The organism is Hymenobacter piscis, from assembly GCF_018760735.1.
In the GTDB taxonomy this organism is placed as follows: domain Bacteria; phylum Bacteroidota; class Bacteroidia; order Cytophagales; family Hymenobacteraceae; genus Hymenobacter; species Hymenobacter piscis.
In genome coordinates, this window is sequence record NZ_JAHHZN010000001.1 from 13,700 (window position 1) to 36,926 (window position 23,227).

The following is a 23,227-nucleotide window of genomic DNA, read 5'->3' on the forward strand; positions in this document are numbered from 1 at the left end:
CTGCGTATCATTCCCTGCCCGGGGGTTACTTTTGGGCCTAAACTTCTGCCTTATGATCGTCGTCACCGGAGCTGCCGGCTTTATTGCCAGCGCCCTCGTCACCCGCCTCAACGCCGCCAACTTCAACGATATCGTGGTGGTGGACAACTTCACCAACGAGCGCAAGCTGGCCAACCTCTCGGGCAAGCGCCTGAAGCAGTACGTGGACCGGGAGGAGTTTTTCCCCTGGCTCGAGGAGCACCACGCCGAGGTGGAGTTCATCTTCCACCTCGGGGCCCGCACCGACACCACCGAAACCAACCGCGACGTGCTGAACGTGCTCAACCTGGAGTACTCCAAGCAGATGTGGCAGGCCTGCTGCCGCTACCAGTTGCCGCTGGTGTACGCCTCCTCGGCCGCCACCTACGGCTCGGGCACGCTGGGCTACTCCGACGACGATGCCCTGCTGCCCCTGCTGCGCCCGCTCAACCCCTACGGCGACTCCAAGAACGACTTCGATAACTGGGCCGTGCAGCAGGAGGAAAAGCCGTTTTTCTGGGCCGGGCTGAAGTTTTTCAACGTGTACGGCCCCAACGAGTACCACAAGGGCCGCATGGCTTCGGTGATTCTGCACGCCTTCCGCCAGATTCAGGAAACGGGCTCCATGACCCTGTTCCGCTCCCACAACCCCGACTACGCCGACGGCGAGCAGCAGCGCGACTTCGTGTACGTGAAGGACGTGGTGGAGGTGTGCTTCTTCCTGATGCAGAACCGCCGGCACTCAGGCATCTATAACCTGGGCACCGGCGAGGCCCGTACCTTCCTCGACCTCACCCTAAGCACCTTCGCCGCCCTCGACCGCACCGCCGACATCCATTTCCGCGACACGCCCGAGGACATCCGCGACACATACCAGTACTTCACCCAGGCCGATATGAGCAAGCTGCGCGCCATCGGCTACGAGCGGCCCTTCACCCGCCTGGAGGACGGCATTACTGACTACGTGCGCAACTACCTGGTGCCCAACGCCTATTATTAGCCTCGCGCCTTCGGACCATCTTCCTGACGACCTGCTGACTGTCGGTTGCCCTACTCGTAGGGCAACCGACTTTTTTTTATATAGCAAATCATAATTTTTATAGCATTTTTCGGAGAGAGTAGTACCTTGAGCCTTTCTAACTTCTGAAGGCTGGTGCAACGCAAAACCATTACCATTATCGGCGGCGGATTTTCCGGCTCCACTCTGGCCGTGCAGCTGGCCCGCCTGGCCGGTGACCAGCCTTTTGCCTGCGACGTGCACCTGGTGGAGCCCCGGCCGGTGCCAGGCCCGGGCCTGGCCTACACCGCCCGTCGCCCGGAATACCTGCTCAACGTGCGGGCCCAGTTTCTGAGTGCCTTCCCCGACCAGCCCGACCACTTCCGCAACTGGCTGCGCATCACGGGGCCGGCCGAAACGTGCGAGGAAGAGTTTTGCTCCCGCCAGAGCTACGGACGCTACCTGCAGCAGTTGGTGGGCCAGGTGCTGGAATGGCCCTCACTGAACGGCATCCGGTGCCGGTGGCACAACCAGGCCGCGCAATCAGTTACGGTGGCCCCTGATGGCAACAGCGCGGTGGTGCAGCTGCAAAACGACCAGCTCATCCAGAGCGACTTTGTGGTGCTGACCCTGGGCAACTTTGCCCCGTCTCCGCCCGTGACCACGGATCTGGCTTACCTGCTGCACCCCACCTACCACGCCAACCCCTGGGCCCGGGGTGCACTGCGCACCATTGCCCCCGACGACACGGTACTGCTTATCGGCACGGGCCTCACGGCGGTAGATGTGCTGCTGGGCCTGCGGGCCGATGGGCACCAGGGCCAGATTACAGCAGTTTCGGGGCACGGCCGCTGGCCGGCCGCGCACCAGCCCTCCCCCGCCACGTATCCCAGCTTTTACGCCACTGAGCTGACCGGCCTGACTACCGTCGCGCAGGTGCTGGGCGCAGTTCGCCGCCATCTGCGCGCCTCCCAGGCGCAGGGCCTCGACTGGCGGCTGGTTATCGACTCGCTACGGCCCGACCTGGGCCGCATTTGGGCGGCCTGGCCGCTGGAAGAGCAGGCCCGGTTTCTGCGTCATCTGGCCGGCCGGTGGTCGGTGGTGCGCCACCGCAGCCCACCCCGCAACGCGGCGTTGCTCCAGGAAATGCTGGCCTCCGGCCGCGTGCTGCAACACCGGGGCCGCGTGCAGGATATCCGGCCCGCGGCCGACGGCCTGGCCCTGACCATCCGCCACGGCCAGCAAACCCAGTACCTGACGGCCCGCCACGTCATCAACTGCACCGGCCCGCTGCTCGATTACCGCCGCATCCGGGAGCCGCTGGTGGTGCAGCTACGCGAAGCCGGCCACCTCGTACCCGACCCGCTGGGCCTGGGCATCCGCACCGACGAGCACGGGGCTATGCGCGCGGCCAATGGCCAGGTTTCGCCCGTTTTGTTCACGTTAGGCCCCAGCCGCCGCCCCCAAAACTTCGAATCGACGGCCGTGCCGGAACTGCGCACCCAGGCCGTGAGTCTGGCCCAGGAACTGGGGCGTCGCCTGCAGCAGGACCGCAACTACCCCATGCCCTCTTCAAGCTAAAAGCCCCGCGGCCGAACCGGCTGCGGGGCTTTTAGAATACCAATGGCGCGTTGCAAGAGTGCAGGTCAGGCGGCCAGCTCGTCAGGGGCGTACAGCGGCAGGATGCGGGTATCGGTGCCGGGCTCGGGGAAGGGCAGCACCGCGAGCTGGGGGTAGCTCTGGGGGCTGGTGGTGGCACTGCGGCGTAAGGCGCGCATGAGCAGGTATTTATACTTCTCGGCGTCGGCCAGAGCAGCCTCCACGGCCTGCACGGCATCGGTGTAGGCCACTACCGGCAGGCCCTCCGCCGCTTCTCCGGTGGGATAAGTAAGTTCAAAAACCGGGCAGTTCAGGTATTCAGCGGGCGTTTTCATAAGGCAGCAGGTTACGTAGTTAGCAGACTCAAAACTAACCAAATTAGCAGAAAGTTAATTCCCTCTTGCGCACTTTATTTAAGCCACTGACTGCCTTTTTTCGCCCTTTTGCTATGCCTTTATTTTTAGCACCAGCTTACCAAACTGCAGCCCGTCGGCCATGCGGCGCAGAGCCTGTTCGCCCTCGCTCAGCGGAAAGGTCTCATCCACTACCGGTACCAGCTGGTGCTGCTCGAACAGCTCCACCATGTATTTGAAGTCCTGCTCAGTGCCCATGGTGGAGCCCAGCAGCGAGAGTTGCTTCCAGAACACCTTGCGCGCGGCCAGCTCGGGCACGTCGCCCTGGGTAGCGCCGTAGAACACGATGCGGCCGCCGGGGGCCGCGGCGTCCACCAAATCGTTGAAGCCGCTTCCCCCGGCGCTGTCCACGATAACGTCGAAGCCGCCGCCGGCCTGCTTGGTGAGGGTGGCGGGCCACTTCTCGGTTTGGTAGCTGATACCACCCTTAGCTCCCAGCGCTACGGCCTGGGCAATCTTCTCCTCTGAGCTGGAGGTCACCCACACGTCGGCACCCACGGCCACGGCCATCTGCAGGGCCAGCAAAGCCACGCCCCCTCCCACCCCACTAATCAGCACCCGCTCGCCAGGCTGCAGTTGGGCCCGCGTGAAAACGGCCCGGTAGGCCGTAACGCCGCCCAGGGGCAGCGCGGCGGCCTGCTCGAAGCTCAGGTGGGCCGGTTTGGCCTGCACCGCGCCGGCGGGTACGCATACGTACTCGGCAAAGGTGCCGTCCTGGGGCAGGCCCAGAATCTGGAAGTCGCGGCCCTGGGCGGCGGGGTGGTCGCCCCAGTGCTGGCCGGGGTTGATGAGCACGGCCTGGCCCAGCAGCTCGGCAGCCACCCCTTCTCCCAGGGCCGTGACGGTGCCGGCCCCGTCGGAGCCCAGAATGATGGGGAATTTAAGACCGGCGTACTGACCCTTCTGAATCCAGACGTCGCGGTGATTGAGGGCGGCGGCGTGCAGCTGCACCTGCACCTGGCCGGCGGCGGGCTGGGGCGTGGCAACTTCCTGCAGGGCAATGGGCTGGTTGATACCGGTCAGAACGAGGGCTTGCATGATGAGTAGGGAGTAGGGAGTAGGGAGTAGGGAGTAGGGAGTAGGGAGTAGGGAAGGAACGGGATTCGGCTGGTAACAGCTGGCGTAAAATGATAGTGCTGGTTAAAAATGATGGTGTAGTTACAGAAACCGGGCTTGCAGCTCGGGCGTGGGCAGCCAGCAGGCTTCCTGGCGCCCGAACCAGCGGTAACGGTTCCGGGCGATGAAGCGGTACCCGGCGTCGCGCAGGGGGCGCGGTAACCACTGGCCCACCCGGGCCAGGGCGGCCCACCGGCCGTTCAGGCGGGCCAGAATGCCCAGGGCCGCCGCCGAGTGCGTGTAAGGCCGTCCTTCGGCCACCAGCACCACCGAATCGGGTTCGGCGGGGGTGGGCAGGCCGTACTCGCGCAGCAGGGCCTGCCCTGCCTCCGACTGCAAAGCGGCAAACCGGAACCGGCCGGCCGCGTCGTGCTTAAGCACGAACTGCACGAACCCATTACAAAGGTTACACACGCCGTCGAAGAGAATAATGGACGGGGAAGCAGGCATGGGTGGCGGCGCGAAGGGTTCGGGTACAGGACTGCTTGACGGAGCGGATTGTTTCGGGGGCCGCGGCTGGCGGGCTATTCCAGGCTGCTGCCTTCCACGGGTAGCAGGTCGCAGTACCAGAAACCGGTATCGAAGGGCGACGGGGCGGCGTCGGTTTCATCAGCGGCGGGCGGGCATACGGCGGCGCTGCTGGCCGGGGCCGCGTAGGTGCGGCGTACGATTTCGCCGCGGCGGAACGGGATGGGGTGGCTGAAATAGGGCGCGTCGAAGACGAAGGTGTGGTACTCGCCGTTTTCGCCGCAGGAGTCCACGCCGGGCGGCAGGTCGCGCAGAAACTCGGCGTTCAGCTCGCGGCCGCAGAAGCTCTGGTCGAGGTACTTCTCGTTCACGCACACGACCACGGCCCGGAAGCCCAGGCCGAGATACTCGCGCAGCAGCTCGGCGTTGGGGCGCTGCCAGAGCGGAAATACGGCTTGCAGACCCACCTGTGCCAGCTGCTGCTCCCGGTAGCGGCGCAAATCCTCCAGGTAAATATCCCCGAAAATAGCCCGCTCAATGCCCTGGGCCTGCAGGGGCGCCAGCGTGGCGCGCATGAGCTGCTCGTACTCGGCCATATCGGGCATTTCGGGCAGCTCCAGGCGGGTGAGCGGCAGGCCGATGCGCCGGGCCTGCTCCTCAAGCAGCGCTATGCGCACTCCGTGCATGGACACGCGGCCGTAGTGGGCATTAATGCTGGTGAGCAGATCGGTAACGCGCAGGGCGGGGTCGCGGAGGGCGTGGTAGAGGGCCAGGGCCGAATCTTTGCCGCCGCTCCAGTTCATCAGGGCCGGGGTGGACATGGGCCAAAGGTAACCCGGCCGGGCAAGCAGACAAACGCCCCGGGCGCAACCACCGCCCCGCCCGGTACGTTTGCCGAGAAACTATTCGTAATCGGTTCCTTTTCTCTCAGTCCGCCATTCCAACTTCGCCATGAAACGTTTTCTTTCCCTGAGCCTGCTGGCCGCCCTCACCGCCTGCCTCACCGCCTGCGACTACAACAACACCCCCGGCAAAGACCCCCAGGCCAGCCAGGACTTTACCAACGCCCCCGACGCTACGGCCACCGAAACTGACCTCGACAGCATTAGCGGCAACCAGGATGCCTACACGCCCATCGGCAAGGGCTCGGCCGCCGACCAGCGCACGTCGCCCGATACGACCCTGAATGCCGGTACCTCGCCAACGACCACCATGCCCCAGACCAACCCGGAGGTGAAAGCCAGCACCCGCGAAGAGTAACTACTGGCCCCTGCGGCCTCCCCACCCGGGTTTTCCCGGTTCCGCCCCTGCTACCTGCCCTTTTCTTCCACCACAACGCCCCGCCGGACTATCCGGCGGGGCGTTGTGCGTGTAGCGGCCTGGGCCAATTGTGCGGAGGATGCTTCCTTTATAACTATAACGCCCAGCGGCGCGACTCCGGCTCGCCCGCGTGAGTGCCCTTGGTGAGAGCCAGCCCGGAACCCATTGTCAGCAGGTCCTCCAGGCCGCCCACCAGTTGTCCTGGCAGCCCCGATTGCAGGGTAGCCTGTTTGCGCAGAAAGAAGCTCAGATACGACCCCGCCACGGCGGCCAGACCGCCCAGCACGGCCCCATTCAGAGTTTTATCGTGATTGACTTTGAAGAGCGTGGCCCCAACCAGGGCCCCGGCGGCGGCCCGGCCCAGCAGGGCAGTGGGCGAAATGCGGTCGGGCATCTGCGGGAGTTTGTCGCTCACCATTTCGCCGGCGGCCAGCATTTTCAGGCCGTGGGCCACCCAGGGCTTTTGCAGGTAACCCAGCGGGGAGCCCGCCAATGCCTGCGGATGGTAGGTGAGCAGGTTGCTGCTGAGCAGCGCGGGAGCCGTCATGCTGCGGAAGCCGGCCAGGGCACCCAGGCCCACGGTTTGCCAGTGATGTTTCGTCATGGTCAGAAAGGATGGATAGGAAGAAGGTATGCAGGCCGTCTAACGGATTACGGCCGCCTGCGGCCGAATCAGGTTACCTGCGCCAGATTTGGGGCGCCTTACATAGTACAGTCGAGTTTGATGCTAATAATGCAATACAACCGTCAGTTACTTGCTATTTCGCCAGCCTGTTGGTGCTGCAGCGGTGGCCGACCTGCCACAAACCATGCGTTTCGGAAAATGATGCTTGCATACCATCATAAAATAGCTATTTTATAGTACAAATAGCTGTAAAACAGCAAGATGAGCCAATGTTTCCTAAACGTTATCAAATTGTTATGCAAGCCTACTTCATGATTTGATCATCTACTTTCGCGCTGAAATTCCGGGGAGTTGCTCCGGATAAATAAAAAAGCCCCCTTTATGAAAAACAGAATTGTACTGTTTTTGCTGCTCGGCTTTGTGCTTTTCACGAGCGGAAATTTTGCCCTGGCCCAGGGCGTCACAACGGCCGCCATGCGCGGGCTGGTGCTGGATGCGCAGGGTCAGCCCCTGCCCGGTGCTACCGTGGTAGCCACCCACCTGCCCACCGGCACCCAGTACGGCACCGCCACCCGCGACAATGGGCAGTACGACCTGCTGAACCTGCGCGTGGGCGGCCCTTACGAGCTGAAAGTGTCCTTCGTGGGCTCCCAGACCTACACGGCCACTGGTATTCAGCTGGTGCTGGGTAAAACCTACGAGAGCCGCGTGCAGCTCACCGACGGCACCCAGGCCCTGGGCGAAGTGGTGGTGAAAGGCAACCGCGACGGTCAGATCAACAAGGACCGCACCGGCGCTTCCACCAACATCAACAACGCCACCATCCGCACGCTGCCCACCATCAGCCGCTCCCAGGAGGATTTCACCCGCCTCACGCCCCAGAGCAGCGGCCTGAGCTTTGGCGGGCGCAATACGCTCTACAACAACTTCTCGCTCGACGGCTCCATCTTCAACAACTCCTTCGGCCTCGACGCGCCCACCCCGGGCGGGCAGACGGGTTCACAGCCGGTTTCGCTGGATGCCATTGAGCAGCTGGAAGTAAGCCTGGCCCCCTACGACGTGCGCCAGGGCGGCTTTACGGGCGCCGGCGTGAATGCCGTGACCAAGAGCGGCACCAACGCCTTCAAAGGCACCGTGTACACCTACCTGCGCAACGAAAAACTCATCGGCGAGAAAGTGGGCGACGCCCGCATTACCAATCCTGACCTGCAGTTCAACCAAACCGGCTTCTCGCTGGGCGGGCCCGTGATTCAGAACAAGCTGTTCTTCTTCACCAACGCCGAGCGGACCCGCCGCGACGACCCGGCCCTCACCTTCCGCCCCGCCACCAGCGCCGCCGAAGCCCAGGCCGCCCTCAACGGCCAGGCCCCGGGCGTGAGCCGGGTGCTGGAATCGGACCTGATCAGCATCCGCCAGCGCCTGCTGGACGTGTACGGCTACGACCCGGGCCAGTACCGCGACTACACCTACCGCACCAGCAACGACAAGTTCCTGGCCAAGCTCGACTGGAACATCAACGCCAAAAACACCTTCTCGCTGCGCTACAACTACCTCAACAGCTTCCGCGAGCAGGGCCCCCACCCCATTGCCATTGCGCCCTCGTCGCGGGTGCAGGGCGTGAACACGCTGCAGTATGCCAACTCGGGCTACACCATCCACAACAACCTCAACTCGGTGGTGGGCGAACTCAACTCCCGCTTCGGGGAGAAGTTCAGCAACAAGGCCCAGCTGAGCTTCTCGGCTTTCCGCGACTTCCGCGAGCTGCCCGACGCCAAGCTGTTCCCGCAGATTGACATCACCAAGAACGGCACCACTTACGTGAGCGTGGGCACCGAGCAGTTTTCGGCCGAAAACCGCCTGGATCAGAACATCACCCAGTTCACGGACAACCTGAGCTACTTTGCCGGAGCCCACGTGCTCACGGCCGGCCTGACCTACGAGCGGTTTGCCTTCGTGAATGCCTTTAACCTGCAGCGCTTCGGTTACCCCTTCTTCGGGGGCCTGGATGTAGACCGCTTCTTTGAAGTGACAGACCGCAACAACCCCGATTTCGTGGACCTGAATGCCATTGCCGCGGCCGGCGGCCAGGCCCGCATCAAGTCGGTGGATGTGAACGTGGCCCAGTTGGGCCTCTACCTGCAGGATGAATGGACGGTGACGCCGGCCTTCAAGCTGACGCTGGGCGTGCGCGCCGACGCGCCGATTTACAACACCAACGTGCCCCAGAACCCGCAGATTGCCGCCGCGCCCCTGCTCGACGCCAATGGCAACTCCGCCCAAGTGGACGTGACGCGCTTTCCGAAGGCCACCCCGCTCTGGTCGCCGCGCCTGGGCTTCAACTACTCCGTGGAAGGTGACTACACGACCCAGCTGCGGGGCGGCACGGGCATTTTCACGGGCCGCATCCCCTTCGTCTGGATCAGCAACCAGGCGTCCAACTCGCAGTTCGACCCCGGCTACACGTTCCAGATCAACGGCACCAGCCGCGACTTCAAGTTCCCGCAGGTGTGGCGCTCCAACCTGGCCCTCGACCAGGAGCTGCCCGGCGGCGTGGTAGCCACCCTCGAAGGCATTTACACCAAGGACCTGAACGCGGCCATTCACCGCAACTACAACCTGGTGACGCCTACCGAGCGCGCCGCCGGCGCCGATGACCGCCTGATTTACCCGGCCGCCGGACCGCGCATCACGCCCGGCTTCACCGGCCCCGATGGCGGCTTCAGCTTCCTGGATGCCGGGGTTATCGTGCTTGAAAACACCCGCAAAGGCTACCAGTATTCGCTCACGGGCCAGCTGAAGAAGGATTTCCGCAACGGCCTCTACGTTACCACTGCCTACACCTACTCGCGGGCCAAGGACGTGACATCGAACCCCGGAGAAATTGCCGCCGATGCCTTCCAGCGCAACCCCGTGGTGGGCAACGCCAACAATCCCCAGCTGGCTTTCAGCGACTTTGGCCTGCAGCACCGCATCATCGGGGCGGCCGGTAAGCGCTTCGCCTACGCCGATGAGAAGCTGGCCACGACCATCAGCTTCTTCTTCGAGGCTGCCCAGGGCAACCGCTTCACTTACACCTACGCCGGCGACATGAACCGCGACGGTATTTTCGGCAACGACCTGGTGTTCGTGCCCGCTTCCCAGGACCAGATCCGCCTCGTGGACTACACCAACGCCGCCGGCACCGTAGTTTCGGCCGACCAGCAGTGGCAGCAGCTCAACGCCTACATCGGCCAAGACAAGTACCTGAGCAGCCGCCGCGGCCAGTACGCCGAGCGTAACGGTAACCTGAGCCCCTGGTACACCCAGCTCGACATGAAGCTGCTCCAGGATTTCTCGCTGCTGGCCGGCGACAAGAAGCACACCTTCCAGCTCAGCTTCGACATCCAGAACCTGGGCAACCTGATCAGCTCCGACTGGGGCGTGCGCCAGACGGTGGCCAACAACCGCCCCATTGAGTTTGTGGGCTACCAGGGCACGGTGCCCACCTACCAGTTCCGCGGCGGCAACCAGACCTTCCTCAACAACACCAACCTCGACAGCCGCTGGCGCGCCCAGATTGGCCTGCGCTACATCCTGGACTAGGTACTCTGGCTGGTAGCTGGTAGCTATCGGCTGGCAGCCTGTCTCCATCAAAAAGCCCCGAAGCACGCTGCTTCGGGGCTTTTTGATGTTTTCCGATTAGTTGAGATACGGATGCTTCGGGGCAGCTGCCTGCACATGGCTCACGGCTATTGCGCTCCTACTTCTCGCTGGCAGCCCAAGTATCCATTTTACGTTCGAGCACGGCCAAGGGCATCACGCCGTCGCGCAGAAGCTCGTCGTGGAAGTCGCTCAGGTGGAAGTGGGCGCGATTCTGGCCGGCGTACTGCTCGCGCAGGCGGTTGGCGTTGCCGCCGAGCTGCTGCTCGTACTTCTGGCGCAGCTCCCGGATTCTGAGGGCTCCGATTTTATAGCTCAGCGCCTGGCCCGGAATGGCCATGTAGCGCTCAATCTCGGCCGTGGCGCCTTCCTCGCTGATGGCCTCGTTGGCCATCATGTACTTAATGGCTTCTTCGCGGCTCATGTTCTTGGTGTGCATGGCCACGTCCACCACCAGGCGCACGGCGCGGTGCATTTCGTCGCCGAGGGCACCCATGTACTGGTAGGGGTCCTGGTAGAGGCCGAGCTCCTTGCCCAGGCTTTCGGAATACAGGGCCCAGCCTTCGCCCATGGCCCCGTACCAGGCAAAGCGCCGGAACTTGGGCAGGTCGGTGTTTTCCTGCTGGAGCGAAATCTGGTAGTGGTGGCCCGGAATGGCCTCGTGCAGGAACAGCGACTCCATGCCCGAGGTCACGTTGAACTTGGTGGCGTCCAGAATCGGGATGTAGAAGATGCCGGGGCGGGAGCCGTCGGGGCTGCCCTGGTTGTACTCGGCCGAAGCGGAGGCGGCCCGGAAGTCCTCGGTCTGGCGGATTTCAAACGGCGTTTTGGGCACCCGGCCGAACATCGTTTTCAGGTTGGGCTCCATGCGGGTCTGAATGGCGCGGAAAGCGTTCAGCACCTCGGCGGGCGTTTTGTAGGGCATCAGCTTGGGGTCGGTTTTGAGGCTCTCGAAGAAAGCCTTCAAACTGCCCTTGAAGCCGACCTGCTGCTTCACCTTCTCCATTTCCTGCCGGATGCGGGCCACTTCCTGGCGGCCGGTCTGGTAGATTTCCTCCGGCGTTTTGTCGGTGGTCGTCCAGGTCTTCACGTAGTATTTATACAGCGCGGGGCCGCCCGGAATGGCCGCAACACCAGTGCTGGGACGCGCTTTGGGCAGGTATTCGGTTTCGAGGAAGTCGCCCAGCTTCTTGTAGGCCGGCACCAGTTCGGTCAGGATGGCCTGCTGGTAGGCCTTGGTCAGGCGCTCCTTGTCGGCGGCGGCCATGTCGGCGGGCAGCTTCGTGATGGGGCCGTAGAACAGGCTCTTGGTGGCGTCCGGGGTTTCCATGGCCCGCATCTGCGGAATCATTTTCACCACCAGGGCCCGGGGCAGCACCACGCCGGCCTTCATGCCCTGGCGGAAGTTGCTGATGGCCGTATCGGCCCACACCGAGAACCCGCGCACCCGGCCCAGCCAGTTGTCGTAGTCCTGGGCCGTTTTGAAGGGCTGCACGCCCTCACCCGAGCCGTACTGGCCCATGGAAATCGGCAGGCCCCAGAACTGCTGGAAGGGCATCATCCAGGTGTTGAGCTTCAGGCCTTCGAGCTTGTTTTGGAGGTCGTACTCGAAGATGTCGTAGCTGGTTTTGTCGTTGGCCGAGAGCTCCTCGCGCTTGAATTTGTGCAGGCCGTCGAGGTACTTCTGGTAGAAGCCGCGCAGCTGCTCGCGGAAGGCGCGGGTGCCGTCGTTGGGCAGCTGGTCGTTGAAGCGGTTGTCGCCCTGGGTCGTGGCTTCGAGCGGAAACAGGCGGGCGTTTTCCTCCCAGTAGTAGTCGAACAGGGTGCTCAGGTCCTGCACGTTGGTCAGGTTCGGCACGGTGTAGCCGGCGGCGTTTTCATCGGCCGGTTTCTGCTGGTTGCAGCCCGCCAGCAGCGCGCCGGCCAGCAAGCTGGAGAGTACAATTTTCTTCATGGGAGCACGGATTAGCGCGGATTTAGACGGATTCAACGAATTTGCGGCACGGGGCCGCTCAAGGGCCGGAAAGGTAAGCAGAACTGGCTTTCTGCACCCGGCCGATTTTGCACGTGAGCCAACCTTTGCGCGGCGGCCGGGTTATAGGGGCTTACTCAACCAAACTCTCCTCATGGAAAACTTGACCGGCAAAACCGCCCTCGTAACGGGCGCAGGTAAAGGCATCGGGCGCGCTATTGCCGTGGCCCTGGCCCAGGAAGGCGTGCGCGTGGCCCTGCTGGCCCGCACCGAAAAAGACCTGCGGGCCGTAGCCCAGGAAATCGAAAAGCTCGGTGGCCCCGCCGCCGTGGTAGTCACGGCCGACGTGGCCGACCGCGCCGACGTGGAAAAGGCCGTCAGCACGGTCCTCGGCGAGCTGGGCACCATCGATATTCTCATCAACAACGCCGGCATTGGCACTTTCGCCAAAATCCTGGACATGGAGCCGGCCGAGTGGGAGAAAATCATTCAGGTGAACCTGCTGGGCGCTTACTACACCACCCGCGCCGTGCTGCCCCAGATGGTGGAGCGCCAGACCGGCGACATCATCAACGTGGCTTCCACGGCCGGCCTGCGGGCCTCGGCGGGCGGCAGCGCCTATAGCGCCTCCAAGTTCGCGCTGCTGGGCTTCACCGAGTCCTTGATGCAGGAGGTGCGCAAGCAGAACATCCGCGTCTCGGCCCTCACGCCCAGCACCGTAGCCACCGAGCTGGCCACCAGCAACAACCTCACCGACGGCAACCCCGACAAAGTGATGCAGCCCGAAGACCTGGCCGAAATCGTTATCAGCCAGCTCAGGCTTAACCGCCGCATCTTCATCAAGGAAGCCAGCATGTGGAGCACGAATCCTTGATTTAGAGCTTAGAAGTGAGAAGTTAGAACCTAGAAACGGTCTGTCATCCTGAGCTTGCGAAGGACCTTATCACGTTGGAACGAGTCGTTTGTACGGTTATCGTTCGGCGTAAATAGGTCCTTCGCTCCGCTCAGGATGACAGACCGTTTCTAGGTTCTAAACTTCTCATTTCTACGCTCTCACTTCTAAGCTCTATTCTTTCCTTACCCGCTCCAGCACCAGCTGGTTCATAGGATTGGGCGTGAGTCCCTGCACGTTGTTCTGGGTGAGGCGCACAACTTCGTCGTAGTACACGCTGATGACAGGGCACTCTTCCACCACCAGGCGGTCCATCTGCTGGTAGAGGGCGTAGCGCCGGGCGTCGTTCTGTTCTAGCTTGGCCTGCTGGTAGAGCTGGTCGTAGCGGGCACTTTTAAAGTGGGTTTTGTTGGGGCCGGCGGGGGCGAAGTTGGGGCTGTAGAACAGGGCCAGGTAGTTTTCGGCGTCGGGGTAGTCGCCCAGCCAGCTGCGGGTGAAGAAGGCGGCCCGGCCGTTGTCAATCATCTCGCCGTGGGCCGCGCCCTGGTTCACGTCAATTTCCACCTGCACGCCCACCTCGGCCCACTTTTTCTGGTAGTACTCGCAGTATTCCTTGGTTTCGGCCACCGTGTTCAGGCGCAGGCGCAGGGGCTTGCCCGGGCCGTAGCCGGCCGCCCGCAACAGCTCCCGGGCCTTGGCGGGCTGGTAGGTGTAGCCGGGTACCTTGGCGGCGCTGAACGAGGGCAGCGAGGCCGGCACGAAGCCCGAGTTGCCCGGCCGCCCCACGTTATTGAGGAAGTAGGCCAGCAGCTCGGGCTTGTTGAGGGCGTAGTTCAGGGCCTGGCGCACGCGCTTGTCCTGCAACGCCCGGCCGGTGGTCAGGTTGTCGCCGCGCAGGTTGCGCAGGTCCTGCTGCATGCCGAGGTACTCGGTGTTGAGGTAGGGCACCTTCTGAATCCGGAACTTGCCCCGGAAATCCTCCCGGATGCTGCCGTCGGGGTACATAATCAGGTCCCGGGAGCCGCTCCGGATGCCGCTCAGGAAGTCCAGCTTGCCCTGCATGAAGGTCAGGAACTCTGTTTTGCGGTCCTGGATGAAGGTAATCTGCACCGCATCCAAATAGGGCAGCTGCTGGCCCCGGGCGTCTTTTTTCCAGTAGGTGGGGTTGCGGTGGTAGATGATGGCGTTGCCCTCGTCCCACTCCTGGAACCGAAACGGCCCCGTGCCTACGGGGTGGGCCCGGAAGTCCTTGCCCCACTTCTGCACGGCTTCCCGGGGCACCACGTAGGCGTAGGGCATCGTCAAAATGCCCAGAAACGGGATGAACGGCTCCTTGAGGTGGATGCGCAGCGTGGAGTCGTTCAGGGCCACGAAGCAGGTATCCGAGGGCTCCCCGCCAGCCTGCTCCAGCACCTTGCCCCGGAAAATCCAGCCGCCGGGACTGGCCGTAGCCCCGTCGAGCAGGCGCTTGAAGGAGTACACGAAGTCCTGGGCCGTCACGCGCCGCCCCTGGCCGCCGGCAAATACCTCCGAGTCGTGGAAGCGCACGTCGGGCCGCAGCCAAAAGGTGTACTGGCGGCCGTCGGGCGAAATCTGGTAGCGTCGGGCTACGCTCGGGCCGGGCCGCAGGCTGTCGTCGAGCTCCACCAGACCGTTGTAGAGCTGGGTGGTGGCCCAGGTGTTGGCCTGGTTGCGGGCGAAGGCCGGGTCGAGGGAAGTGAGGCTTTCGGGCTGGTTGTAGCGGAACACCCGGCGGGCATCGGTGGCGGGCGTCTGCTCGGAGCAGGCACTCAGACCCAGGAGCAAAAACAGGGCGAAACCGGCGGCGCGGCGCGAAAACGGGAGCATGGGAACCATGAAACAGTGTATATTTGCAAAGGTATCCCATCCTGGGTTTGCGGCCGCCGCGCCGTTCTGTTTACCCTTCCTCCTATGAATCTGACCTATTACGGCCACTCCTGCTTCCTCCTCGAAGCGGGGGGCAGCAAAGTGCTTTTTGACCCCTTCATCCGCCCCAACCCGCTGGCCCAGGACGTGGAAGTGGACCAAATCGAGGCCGATTACATCTTCCTCAGCCACGGCCACGCCGACCACGTGGCCGACGTGGAGGAAATCGGCAAGCGCACCGGCGCCCAGCTGCTGGGCATGTTTGAGGTGCTGGCCTGGTTTGAGGCCAAGGGCCTGACGGCCGACCTGAAAATGAACATCGGCGGCACCGTGGCCCTGCCCTTCGGCACCGTGCAGATGGTGGGCGCGGCCCACTCCAGCTCTATGCCCGACGGCTCCTACGGCGGATTGGCGGCTGGTTTCGTTATCAAGACGGAAGGCAAAACCTTCTACTTCGCCGGCGACACGGCCCTGACCTACGACATGAAGCTCATCGGCGAGCAGCACCAGCTCGATTTCGCCATTCTGCCCGTGGGCGACCATTTCACGATGGGCGTAACCGATGCCCTGACCGCTGCCACCTGGGTGGGCGTCACCAACGTCGTCGGCATGCACTTCGACACCTCCCCCCCCATCAGCATCAACCACGACGAAGCCCGGGCCCAGGCCCAGGCCGCCGGCAAGGAACTGCAGCTGCTGAAAATAGGCGAAACGATTACTATCTGAGTTGTCAGTTGCCAGTTGCCGGTTGTCAGTCTTCGGAATGCAGCTTGCACTACCTGGCAACTGGTAACTGACAACTGACAACTGACTCATGGGCAAAATCATTGCGGTAGCGAACCAGAAGGGCGGCGTGGGCAAAACCACTTCCGCGATAAACCTGGCGGCCTCCCTGGCGGCACTGGAATATCGGACCCTGCTGGTGGACGCCGACCCCCAGGCTAACGCCACCTCCGGCGTGGGCTTCGACCCGAAGGACATCGAAAACAGCATCTACGAGTGCATGGTCGACGGCATCAACGCCCAGGATATTATCCTGCAGACCAACATTCTGCCCCACCTCGACCTGATGCCCTCCCACATCGACCTGGTGGGCGCCGAGGTGGAGATGATTAACCTGCCCAACCGGGAGGAGAAGATGAAGGACGCCCTGCGCCCGCTGGCCGACCTCTACGACTTCATCATCATCGACTGCTCCCCTTCGCTGGGTCTGATTACCGTCAACGCCCTCACGGCCGCGCACTCGGTGATTATTCCGGTGCAGTGCGAGTACTTCGCCCTCGAGGGCCTGGGCAAGCTGCTCAACACGGTCAAAATCATCCAGAGCCGCCTCAACGAGGAGCTGGAAATCGAGGGCATCCTGCTCACGATGTACGACGTGCGCCTGCGCCTGAGCAACCAGGTGGTGGAAGAAGTAAAGCTGCACTTCCAGCAGCTGGTGTTCGAAACCATTATTCCGCGCAACGTGAAACTGTCGGAGTCGCCGAGCTTTGGCATTCCGGTCATCCTGCACGACGCCGAGAGCAAGGGCAGCATCAGCTACCTGAACCTGGCCCGCGAAATCGTGGAGAAGAACGTGGAAGCCACCGACGAGCCCGAAGAAGCCCGCGAAGACACGGCGGCGTAGGTTTTCTGAGCCCTAGTAGTCAGAAAAAAGCTGTCATCCTGAGCGGAGCGAAGGACCTTATCACGCTAAAACGAATCGTTGCCAGGTTCGTGCCTGCGTGATAAGGTCCTTCGCTCCGCTCAGGATGACAGCTTTTCTTTTACACCTGTGGCTCAGCCGCTAACCAAACCCACCGCCCGCCCGCCCGCTCACTGTTTCACGATTTCCGGGCGGCGTGGAACATTTTTACCCCGCCATCCCGCGCGTTTGTGTATTTTTGGTTTCCGCTTTTGCTCCGTGCTATTGGGTGAAGGCCGATTGCAGGTATGACCGAAAAAAACGAAGAGAAGAATATGCCGGCTGCGGCGGCCAAACGCCGGGTTGGCGGGTTGGGCCGGGGCCTGAACGCGTTGATTGAGGGCAGCTACGAGAAAAAAAGTGAGCGGCTGGGCCTGGTGCCCCACCCCGTGAACTCCGTGGGCCTGATTCCGGTGGGCCAGATTCAGGCCAACCCCTACCAGCCCCGCACGCACTTCGACCAGGACGCCCTCCAGGAGCTGGCCGAAAGCATCCGGGTGCAGGGCATCATTCAGCCCGTGACGCTGCGCCAGACCGGCACCAACTCCTACCAGCTCATCAGCGGGGAGCGGCGCCTACAGGCCTCCAAGCTGGCGGGCCTCGATGCCATTCCGGCCTACATCCGCAAGGCCGACGACCAGCAGATGCTGGAAATGGCCCTGATTGAGAACATCCAGCGCGAGAACCTCAACGCCATCGAAATTGCCCTCAGCTACCAGCGGCTGGTGAGCGAGTGCAACCTCAAGCAGGAAGAGCTGGGCGACCGGGTGGGCAAAAACCGCTCAACCGTTACCAACTACCTGCGCCTGCTCAAACTCCCGCCCGATATCCAGATCGGCCTGCGCGACACGGTCATCAGCATGGGCCACGCCCGCGCCCTGATCAGCATCGAGAGCATGGACCAGCAGCTGGCCTTGTTCCGCCGCATCGTGGATGAAGACCTTTCCGTGCGCAAGGTGGAGCAGCTGGTGCGCAGCGGGGCCGGCCACGCCGCCCCGGATGCCGAGAAGAAAACCACCCAGCCGGCCGAGCCGGCGGTACCGGTGGCCGAAATCAAGCGCACCGAGCGCCACCTTTCGGAGCGGTTCGGGAGCCGGGTGCTGGTGAAGCCCGGGCCCCATGGCCGGGGCGAAATCAAAATTGCCTTCGACTCGGTGGAAGATATGCAGCGCATCCTGCACATTCTGCAGCCAGCCTAACCCCGGCAGAAAGGGCGGAACCTGGTTCCGCCCTTTCCTGCCTATTTACCGGGTGTTTATGTACTAGCAGACCGGCGGCGGCCGTTACCAACCGCTATCCGGGTTTCGCTTTTATCTAACCGCTTCGTCAGAATATGTTCCTCCTCCGCTCCTTTCTGGTCTTCTGCCTCGTGCTGGCTGGCGCCCTGCTGGCTCTGCCCCGGGCCGGCCGCGCCCAGGTCGTCACGGCCGGGCCCGACTCGGTGGAGGTGGCGGCCAAACCCGTGGCCGACTCTACCCGCCGCACCGAGCGCCTGTTCGGGCGTCCCGTCACGCGGCCCCAGAAGGCGGCTCTGCTGGCCCTGATGCTGCCCGGCGCGGGCCAGATTTACAACCACCGCTACTGGAAGCTGCCGTTGGTGTATGGCGGCCTCGGCGGCGTAGGCTACGGCCTGTTCTTCTACCAGTCGCGCTATAAGCAGTACGTGCAGGGCAAGGAGGAACTACTGGCCGGCACGGCGCTCAACCAGCTTTCGGGGGCGCAAGTGCGGCTGGAAACCAGCCCCGCCAATGTGCAGCGGGGCATTGTGTTCTACCGCCGCAACCGCGACACGTTTATCGGTTACACGGCCCTGGTGTACGGGGTAACCATTCTGGATGCGCTGGTGGACGCCCACCTGCGCGACTTCGACATCAGCGACGACCTGGGTCTGCGCCTCGACCCGGCCCTGCTGCCCACCCAAACCACTGCCCCCCGGGCCGGGTTGGCCCTTACGTTGTATCTGAAATAAGCCCCCAGCTAGTATTCCCAACGGCTATTGCGCTTGCCTTATCCTCCTTAGCACCTCCTACCAGCTACCTTAGCTCCTGACTCCTAGCTCCTTTCTCAATGAAGATTCTCCTGATCGGCTACGGCAAAATGGGCCGGGCCATCGAAGCCCAGGCCATTGCCCGGGGCCACCAGATTGCCGGCATCATTGACCCCGCCCGCCCCGAAGCCCGCATCACCGATTTCTCGCCCGCTGAAGTAGACGTGGCCATTGAGTTCACCCACCCCGACGCGGCCTTCCAGAACGTGACGGCCTGCTTGGAGCAGGGCCTGCCGGTGGTCTGCGGCTCCACGGGCTGGCTCCACCACTTCGCCGAGGCCCAGGCCCTGAGCCAGCAGACCGGCACGCCCCTGTTCTACGCCTCCAACTACAGCGTGGGCGTGAACCTGTTCTTCCACTTCAACGAGTATATGGCGGCCAAAATGCACCAGTTCGGCGGCTACGACGTGCAGGTGCGCGAGATTCACCACACCCAGAAGGTAGACCAGCCCAGCGGCACGGCCCTCACCACGGCCGAAGGCATTCTGCGCCACTTCCCCGGCAAAACCCGCTGGCGCAACGATGCCGCCACCGAGGCCCACGAGCTGGCCGTTATTTCGGAGCGCGAGGGCGCCGTTATCGGCACCCACATCGTCACCTATTCCTCCCCTGCCGATACCATCGAGCTCAAGCACGAAGCCCACACCCGCGAGGGATTCGTGCAGGGCGCGCTCCTGGCCGCCGAGTGGCTGCCGGGCCGCCAGGGCGTGTTCGGCATGCAGGATTTACTGGGGTTATAAGTTTGTAAGTTTAAGGGTTGAGAAGTTAGAAAGTGGGGCGCGGCCTGCGCAGTACGCGGCCCCGGCCTTGCCCTTCTTCCGCAACCTGACTTTATAACTTTCTAACTTCCCGACTTTCTAACTAAGACATCATGGCAGTACAATCCTGGGAGAAATACCTCGAAAAAAATCCATCGGCGCCGGTGCCCGCCGGGCAGGTGCCCAAGAAGCGCAAAGGTCCCATCCGCGAGTGGGGCGATGCCATCCTGTTCGCGGTGGTGGCGGCTACGCTCATCCGCTGGGCAACCTTTGAGGCCTACACCATCCCCACGCCCAGCATGGAGCACACCCTGCTGGTGGGCGACTACCTGTTCGTGAGCAAGCTGCACTACGGCCCGCGCACGCCCCAGACGCCCCTGCAGGTGCCCCTGACCCACCAGACGGTGTGGGGCACCAGCCTCAAGAGCTACTCCGACCTGATTCAGCTGCCCAGCTACCGCCTGCCCGGCTTTTCGGAGGTGAAGAACAACGACGTGGTGGTGTTCAACGTGCCCTTCGAGGCCGAGCACCCCGCCGACCTGCGCACCAACTACATCAAGCGCTGCATCGGCATTGCCGGCGACGTGCTGGAGGTGCGCCAGGGCCAGGTATTTATTAACGGGAAGCCCGCCAAGAACTTCCCCGAGATGCAGAGCAGTTACTTCCTGCAGATTCCGGCCTACGATGACGACCTGCTGACGGCCTTCAAGACCCACGGCGTGGTAGAATACGGTACGCCCGAGGGCCTGCCCTACCAGATGGATACCGAGCTATATGGTCGTGGTTTTGAAGTGAGCATGACCCGCGCGGCTTACGATTACTTCAAGCAGCAGCCCTACGTGAAGGGCATCATCGACCTGAAAACGCCCATCGGCCAGAAGGAGCGCCAGGAGGTATTCCCCAACAACCCCGACTACCCCTACAGCCAGCCCCTTTCGCCGGCCCCCTCCCCCACCTGGAACAAGGACAACTACGGTCCGCTCCAGATTCCGAAGGAGGGCCAGACGGTACAGCTCACGCCCCAGAACACGCCCCAGTACCAGAAAATCATTCTGCGCTACGAGCACAACGAGGGCATGAGCGTGGACGCCAGCGGCCGGATTCTGCAGAACGGCCAGCCCCTCCAGAGCTACACGTTTAAGCAGAACTACTACTTCATGATGGGCGACAACCGCCACAACTCCCTCGATTCGCGCTTCTGGGGCTTCGTGCCCGAAGACCACATCGTGGGCAAGGCCGTGCTCATCTGGCTCTCCGTGGACCCCAACGCCGACTTCATCCACCGCATCCGCTGGAACCGCCTCTTCAACCTGGTCGACTAAATCACGGATTAGAGCGGATTTCACGGATTTTGTTGTCGATTAAAAAAGCCACCTCTGTTGAGGTGGCTTTTTCTTTTTAGCCAGTGCGCGCCACATTGGGGATGAACGCGCCAGCTACAAAATCCGTGAAATCCGCTAAGATTCGCGCTAATCCGTGATTTACCAGATGATGGGCTGTTCGCCGTGCTGTTGCAGGTAGGCGTTGGTCTGGCTGAAGGGGCGGCTGCCGAAGAAGCCCCGGTCGGCGGCGTAGGGCGAGGGGTGGGCGGCCTTGAGCACGAGGTGCTTGCGGGCGTCAATGATTTCGCCCTTCTTCTGGGCCGAGGCGCCCCAGAGAATGAACACGACGTGCTCCTTCTCATCGGAAATTTTTTGGATGACCGCGTCGGTGAACTGCTCCCAGCCTTTTTTCTGGTGACTGGCGGGTTCCTTGGCCCGCACCGTGAGCGTGGCGTTGAGCAGCAGCACGCCTTGTTGGGCCCACCGGTCGAGGTTGCCGTTGGGGGCAGGCGGCGTTGCGGGCAAATCGGCCTGCAGCTCCTTGAAGATGTTCTGGAGCGAGGGAGGAGTGCGCACGCCCTCGGCCACCGAAAAACTCAGGCCGTGGGCCTGGCCCTTGCCGTGGTAGGGGTCCTGGCCCAGAATCACTACCTTCAGTTCATTGAAGGGGCAGGCGTCGAAGGCATGAAAGATCTGGGGACCGGGCGGATACACTGCCGCCGTAGCGTATTCGCCCTTCACGAAGGCAATCAGGTGTTGGAAATAGGGCTTTTCAAATTCGGGCGCCAGTACCCGGCGCCAGCTTTCTTCTATCTTTACCGACATGAGGGGCAACAATTATTTTTTTAGTTTACGGCGTCGTTCCTTGCTTGGTCATCGTAGATAAACCAAATTCCGGCCTGCGCTGTTAGCTTTTTTCTTCTCTGGAACTCAGCTGTTATGAATACGACCACCACTCAGGGCGTAACCGTTAGTGTTACCACCAATTACCTGCCCGACTATTCCAGCCCGGGTCAGGAGCATTACGTTTTCGCCTACAAAATCGATATCCGCAACAACAGCGAATATACGGTGAAGCTGCTGCGCCGCCACTGGTTCATTTACGATGCCAACGGCGTAGTGCGGGAAGTGGAAGGCGAAGGCGTAGTGGGCCAGCAGCCCACCCTGGAACCCGGCGAATCGCACCAGTACGTGTCGGGCTGCAACCTGAAGTCGGGGCTGGGCAAGATGCGCGGCACCTACCAGATGGAGCGTCTGATGGACGGCAGTGAGTTTGCCGTGGAAATTCCGGAGTTCACGCTGGTGGTGCCCTACCGCCTTAACTAACGGGCTTCAACTTTTCAGCTACCAGACAGCCGCTCCCTTGGGGGCGGCTTTTTTTATGGCTGATTAAAGCAGGTCAGATCCTGGTCATGTCAGGCCGGGCAGGCCGCTACGCCGGGCGCAGCGCGTATTCTGGCCGGCGCGGAGTAGCTTTGCTTTTCTCCCCACTGCCGCCGCGGCCCGGCCGCGCGGCGCCCTACGTTGCGTCTTGCTTTTCCAACTTCTGAGTTTTCTGCGGTTTCTGCTGCGCTCCGGCAACGCCCACGGGCTGCACTCGCCTTTCGTATTCGGCCTCTACACCCACGTCATCCACCACCCCGGCACCTTCGCGGCCAATGCAGTGGTGGAGGCCCGGCGCACCGCCCTGCTCGCCGACCCCACCGCCATTCAGGTGCGCGACTTCGGGGCGGGCTCCCACACCGGGGCGGGCCGCACGCGCCGCCTGCGCGACATTGCCCGCACCGCCGCCAAGCCGCCCAAGCTGGGGCAGCTGCTGTTCCGGCTCGTGAACCACTTCCAGCCGGGCACGGTAGTCGAGCTCGGCACCTCGCTGGGCCTGACTACCGCCTACCTGTCCCGCGCCAGCTCCCGGACCCGGGTCCTGACCTTTGAGGGCTGCCCGGCCACGGCGGCGGTGGCCCGCGAAACGTTCCGGGCCGTAGGGGCCGAAAACGTGGAGCTCATCGAAGGCAACCTCGACGACACCCTCGCTCCTACCCTGACCGCTCTGCCCGGTCCCGTCGATTTTGCTTTCTTCGACGGCAACCACCGCTACGAGCCCACCCTGCGCTATTTCGAGCAGATGAATCGCCACCGCACCGACCACAGCGTGTTCGTGCTCGACGACATTCACTGGTCGGCCGATATGGAGCGGGCCTGGGCCGCCATCCAGCAGCACCCCGACGTGACGCTCACCATCGACCTGTTCTACACCGGGCTGGTGTTCTTCCGCCCCAATCAGCCCAAGCAGCACTTCACCCTGCGCTACGACAATCTGCTCGACAAGCTACTGGAACACACCCGCGCCTTCGGAGCGTAGTTGGTTGCTGGTTGCTGGTTGTCAGTTGTCGGTTGTCGGTTGTCGGTTGTCGGTTGTCAGTAAAAGAACGTCATCCTGAGCGGAGCGAAGGATCTTTTCACGTTGGAA

At 62.7% G+C, this 23,227-nt stretch carries 21 protein-coding genes; 13 read left to right on the top strand and 8 right to left on the bottom strand.

Annotation, left to right across the window (positions count from 1 at the left end; translation table 11 throughout):
* The first annotated feature begins 52 nt into the window (after positions 1 to 52).
* Both rfaD and KLP40_RS00080 read left to right on the top strand, forming a co-directional pair.
* On the top strand, positions 53 to 1,018 hold the full coding sequence (rfaD, locus tag KLP40_RS00075) for an ADP-glyceromanno-heptose 6-epimerase (RefSeq protein ID WP_215591421.1): 966 nt from the start codon (positions 53 to 55) through the stop codon (positions 1,016 to 1,018).
* Positions 1,019 to 1,171: 153 nt separating this feature from the next.
* Complete coding sequence (locus KLP40_RS00080) at positions 1,172 to 2,596, top strand: FAD/NAD(P)-binding protein (RefSeq protein WP_215591422.1); 1,425 nt, start codon at positions 1,172 to 1,174, stop codon at positions 2,594 to 2,596.
* 65 nt (positions 2,597 to 2,661) lie between these two features.
* On the opposite strand, the gene KLP40_RS00085 is transcribed toward KLP40_RS00080, so the two are convergent.
* The 4 genes from KLP40_RS00085 to KLP40_RS00100 all read right to left on the bottom strand — a co-directional run bounded on the left by KLP40_RS00085 (position 2,662) and on the right by KLP40_RS00100 (position 5,432).
* Positions 2,662 to 2,949, bottom strand: coding sequence for a hypothetical protein (locus tag KLP40_RS00085; protein ID WP_215591423.1), 288 nt, complete (start codon positions 2,947 to 2,949; stop codon positions 2,662 to 2,664).
* Between the two features lie 111 nt (positions 2,950 to 3,060).
* Entirely contained in the window at positions 3,061 to 4,065 is a 1,005-nt protein-coding gene (locus KLP40_RS00090) for a zinc-binding dehydrogenase (protein ID WP_215591424.1), read from the bottom strand.
* Between the two features lie 120 nt (positions 4,066 to 4,185).
* Positions 4,186 to 4,593, bottom strand: coding sequence for a thiol-disulfide oxidoreductase DCC family protein (locus KLP40_RS00095; protein WP_215591425.1), 408 nt, complete (start codon positions 4,591 to 4,593; stop codon positions 4,186 to 4,188).
* A 74-nt stretch (positions 4,594 to 4,667) separates the two neighbouring features.
* Complete coding sequence (locus tag KLP40_RS00100; protein WP_246558558.1) at positions 4,668 to 5,432, bottom strand: Dph6-related ATP pyrophosphatase; 765 nt, start codon at positions 5,430 to 5,432, stop codon at positions 4,668 to 4,670.
* Between the two features lie 130 nt (positions 5,433 to 5,562).
* Between KLP40_RS00100 and KLP40_RS00105 the strand changes: the two genes are divergently transcribed.
* On the top strand, positions 5,563 to 5,871 hold the full coding sequence (locus KLP40_RS00105) for a hypothetical protein (RefSeq protein ID WP_215591426.1): 309 nt from the start codon (positions 5,563 to 5,565) through the stop codon (positions 5,869 to 5,871).
* 154 nt (positions 5,872 to 6,025) lie between these two features.
* Here KLP40_RS00105 and KLP40_RS00110 read toward each other — a convergent pair whose 3' ends face one another.
* Entirely contained in the window at positions 6,026 to 6,535 is a 510-nt protein-coding gene (locus KLP40_RS00110) for a DUF4126 family protein (protein ID WP_215591427.1), read from the bottom strand.
* A gap of 402 nt (positions 6,536 to 6,937) precedes the next feature.
* Between KLP40_RS00110 and KLP40_RS00115 the strand changes: the two genes are divergently transcribed.
* Positions 6,938 to 10,138: a TonB-dependent receptor gene (locus KLP40_RS00115; protein WP_215591428.1), complete on the top strand. Its 3,201-nt coding sequence runs from the start codon at positions 6,938 to 6,940 to the stop codon at positions 10,136 to 10,138.
* Positions 10,139 to 10,295: 157 nt separating this feature from the next.
* On the opposite strand, the gene KLP40_RS00120 is transcribed toward KLP40_RS00115, so the two are convergent.
* Complete coding sequence (locus tag KLP40_RS00120; protein WP_215591429.1) at positions 10,296 to 12,149, bottom strand: DUF885 domain-containing protein; 1,854 nt, start codon at positions 12,147 to 12,149, stop codon at positions 10,296 to 10,298.
* A 172-nt stretch (positions 12,150 to 12,321) separates the two neighbouring features.
* Between KLP40_RS00120 and KLP40_RS00125 the strand changes: the two genes are divergently transcribed.
* On the top strand, positions 12,322 to 13,041 hold the full coding sequence (locus KLP40_RS00125) for a 3-ketoacyl-ACP reductase (RefSeq protein WP_215591430.1): 720 nt from the start codon (positions 12,322 to 12,324) through the stop codon (positions 13,039 to 13,041).
* A gap of 192 nt (positions 13,042 to 13,233) precedes the next feature.
* Here the strand turns inward: KLP40_RS00125 and KLP40_RS00130 are convergent, their stop codons facing one another.
* Entirely contained in the window at positions 13,234 to 14,907 is a 1,674-nt protein-coding gene (locus KLP40_RS00130) for an ABC transporter substrate-binding protein (RefSeq protein WP_246558559.1), read from the bottom strand.
* An 84-nt stretch (positions 14,908 to 14,991) separates the two neighbouring features.
* On the opposite strand from KLP40_RS00130, the gene KLP40_RS00135 reads away from it, so the two are divergent.
* The 6 genes from KLP40_RS00135 (at position 14,992) to lepB (ending at position 20,757) form a co-directional block, all read left to right on the top strand.
* Complete coding sequence (locus KLP40_RS00135) at positions 14,992 to 15,672, top strand: metal-dependent hydrolase (RefSeq protein WP_215591432.1); 681 nt, start codon at positions 14,992 to 14,994, stop codon at positions 15,670 to 15,672.
* An 88-nt stretch (positions 15,673 to 15,760) separates the two neighbouring features.
* Positions 15,761 to 16,573, top strand: coding sequence for a ParA family protein (locus tag KLP40_RS00140; protein ID WP_215591433.1), 813 nt, complete (start codon positions 15,761 to 15,763; stop codon positions 16,571 to 16,573).
* A 305-nt stretch (positions 16,574 to 16,878) separates the two neighbouring features.
* Positions 16,879 to 17,829 (top strand): ParB/RepB/Spo0J family partition protein, encoded by a 951-nt coding sequence (locus KLP40_RS00145; RefSeq protein ID WP_246558560.1) that lies wholly within the window; start codon positions 16,879 to 16,881, stop codon positions 17,827 to 17,829.
* A gap of 134 nt (positions 17,830 to 17,963) precedes the next feature.
* Complete coding sequence (locus KLP40_RS00150; RefSeq protein WP_215591435.1) at positions 17,964 to 18,599, top strand: DUF5683 domain-containing protein; 636 nt, start codon at positions 17,964 to 17,966, stop codon at positions 18,597 to 18,599.
* 98 nt (positions 18,600 to 18,697) lie between these two features.
* Entirely contained in the window at positions 18,698 to 19,417 is a 720-nt protein-coding gene (dapB, locus tag KLP40_RS00155) for a 4-hydroxy-tetrahydrodipicolinate reductase (protein WP_215591436.1), read from the top strand.
* A 131-nt stretch (positions 19,418 to 19,548) separates the two neighbouring features.
* On the top strand, positions 19,549 to 20,757 hold the full coding sequence (gene lepB, locus KLP40_RS00160; protein ID WP_215591437.1) for a signal peptidase I: 1,209 nt from the start codon (positions 19,549 to 19,551) through the stop codon (positions 20,755 to 20,757).
* 159 nt (positions 20,758 to 20,916) lie between these two features.
* On the opposite strand, the gene KLP40_RS00165 is transcribed toward lepB, so the two are convergent.
* Positions 20,917 to 21,582, bottom strand: coding sequence for a uracil-DNA glycosylase (locus KLP40_RS00165; RefSeq protein ID WP_215591438.1), 666 nt, complete (start codon positions 21,580 to 21,582; stop codon positions 20,917 to 20,919).
* 114 nt (positions 21,583 to 21,696) lie between these two features.
* Here KLP40_RS00165 and apaG point away from each other — a divergent pair, with 114 nt between their 5' ends.
* Together apaG and KLP40_RS00175 are read left to right on the top strand one after the other, a co-directional pair.
* Positions 21,697 to 22,083, top strand: a complete 387-nt coding sequence (gene apaG / locus KLP40_RS00170; protein WP_215591439.1) for a Co2+/Mg2+ efflux protein ApaG — start codon at positions 21,697 to 21,699, stop codon at positions 22,081 to 22,083.
* A gap of 205 nt (positions 22,084 to 22,288) precedes the next feature.
* Positions 22,289 to 23,119, top strand: coding sequence for an O-methyltransferase (locus KLP40_RS00175; RefSeq protein ID WP_215591440.1), 831 nt, complete (start codon positions 22,289 to 22,291; stop codon positions 23,117 to 23,119).
* Positions 23,120 to 23,227 lie beyond the last annotated feature (108 nt).

Excerpts from the sequence above, each read along its gene's own strand:
- rfaD (WP_215591421.1), top strand. The coding sequence starts at position 53 with ATGATCGTCGTCACCGGAGCTGCCGGCTTTATTGCCAGCGCCCTCGTC.
- KLP40_RS00085 (WP_215591423.1), bottom strand. The coding sequence starts at position 2,949 with ATGAAAACGCCCGCTGAATACCTGAACTGCCCGGTTTTTGAACTTACT.
- KLP40_RS00090 (WP_215591424.1), bottom strand. The coding sequence starts at position 4,065 with ATGCAAGCCCTCGTTCTGACCGGTATCAACCAGCCCATTGCCCTGCAG.
- KLP40_RS00095 (WP_215591425.1), bottom strand. The coding sequence starts at position 4,593 with ATGCCTGCTTCCCCGTCCATTATTCTCTTCGACGGCGTGTGTAACCTT.
- KLP40_RS00100 (WP_246558558.1), bottom strand. The coding sequence starts at position 5,432 with ATGTCCACCCCGGCCCTGATGAACTGGAGCGGCGGCAAAGATTCGGCC.
- KLP40_RS00105 (WP_215591426.1), top strand. The coding sequence starts at position 5,563 with ATGAAACGTTTTCTTTCCCTGAGCCTGCTGGCCGCCCTCACCGCCTGC.
- KLP40_RS00110 (WP_215591427.1), bottom strand. The coding sequence starts at position 6,535 with ATGACGAAACATCACTGGCAAACCGTGGGCCTGGGTGCCCTGGCCGGC.
- KLP40_RS00115 (WP_215591428.1), top strand. The coding sequence starts at position 6,938 with ATGAAAAACAGAATTGTACTGTTTTTGCTGCTCGGCTTTGTGCTTTTC.
- KLP40_RS00120 (WP_215591429.1), bottom strand. The coding sequence starts at position 12,149 with ATGAAGAAAATTGTACTCTCCAGCTTGCTGGCCGGCGCGCTGCTGGCG.
- KLP40_RS00125 (WP_215591430.1), top strand. The coding sequence starts at position 12,322 with ATGGAAAACTTGACCGGCAAAACCGCCCTCGTAACGGGCGCAGGTAAA.
- KLP40_RS00130 (WP_246558559.1), bottom strand. The coding sequence starts at position 14,907 with ATGCTCCCGTTTTCGCGCCGCGCCGCCGGTTTCGCCCTGTTTTTGCTC.
- KLP40_RS00135 (WP_215591432.1), top strand. The coding sequence starts at position 14,992 with ATGAATCTGACCTATTACGGCCACTCCTGCTTCCTCCTCGAAGCGGGG.
- KLP40_RS00140 (WP_215591433.1), top strand. The coding sequence starts at position 15,761 with ATGGGCAAAATCATTGCGGTAGCGAACCAGAAGGGCGGCGTGGGCAAA.
- KLP40_RS00145 (WP_246558560.1), top strand. The coding sequence starts at position 16,879 with ATGACCGAAAAAAACGAAGAGAAGAATATGCCGGCTGCGGCGGCCAAA.
- KLP40_RS00150 (WP_215591435.1), top strand. The coding sequence starts at position 17,964 with ATGTTCCTCCTCCGCTCCTTTCTGGTCTTCTGCCTCGTGCTGGCTGGC.
- dapB (WP_215591436.1), top strand. The coding sequence starts at position 18,698 with ATGAAGATTCTCCTGATCGGCTACGGCAAAATGGGCCGGGCCATCGAA.
- lepB (WP_215591437.1), top strand. The coding sequence starts at position 19,549 with ATGGCAGTACAATCCTGGGAGAAATACCTCGAAAAAAATCCATCGGCG.
- KLP40_RS00165 (WP_215591438.1), bottom strand. The coding sequence starts at position 21,582 with ATGTCGGTAAAGATAGAAGAAAGCTGGCGCCGGGTACTGGCGCCCGAA.
- apaG (WP_215591439.1), top strand. The coding sequence starts at position 21,697 with ATGAATACGACCACCACTCAGGGCGTAACCGTTAGTGTTACCACCAAT.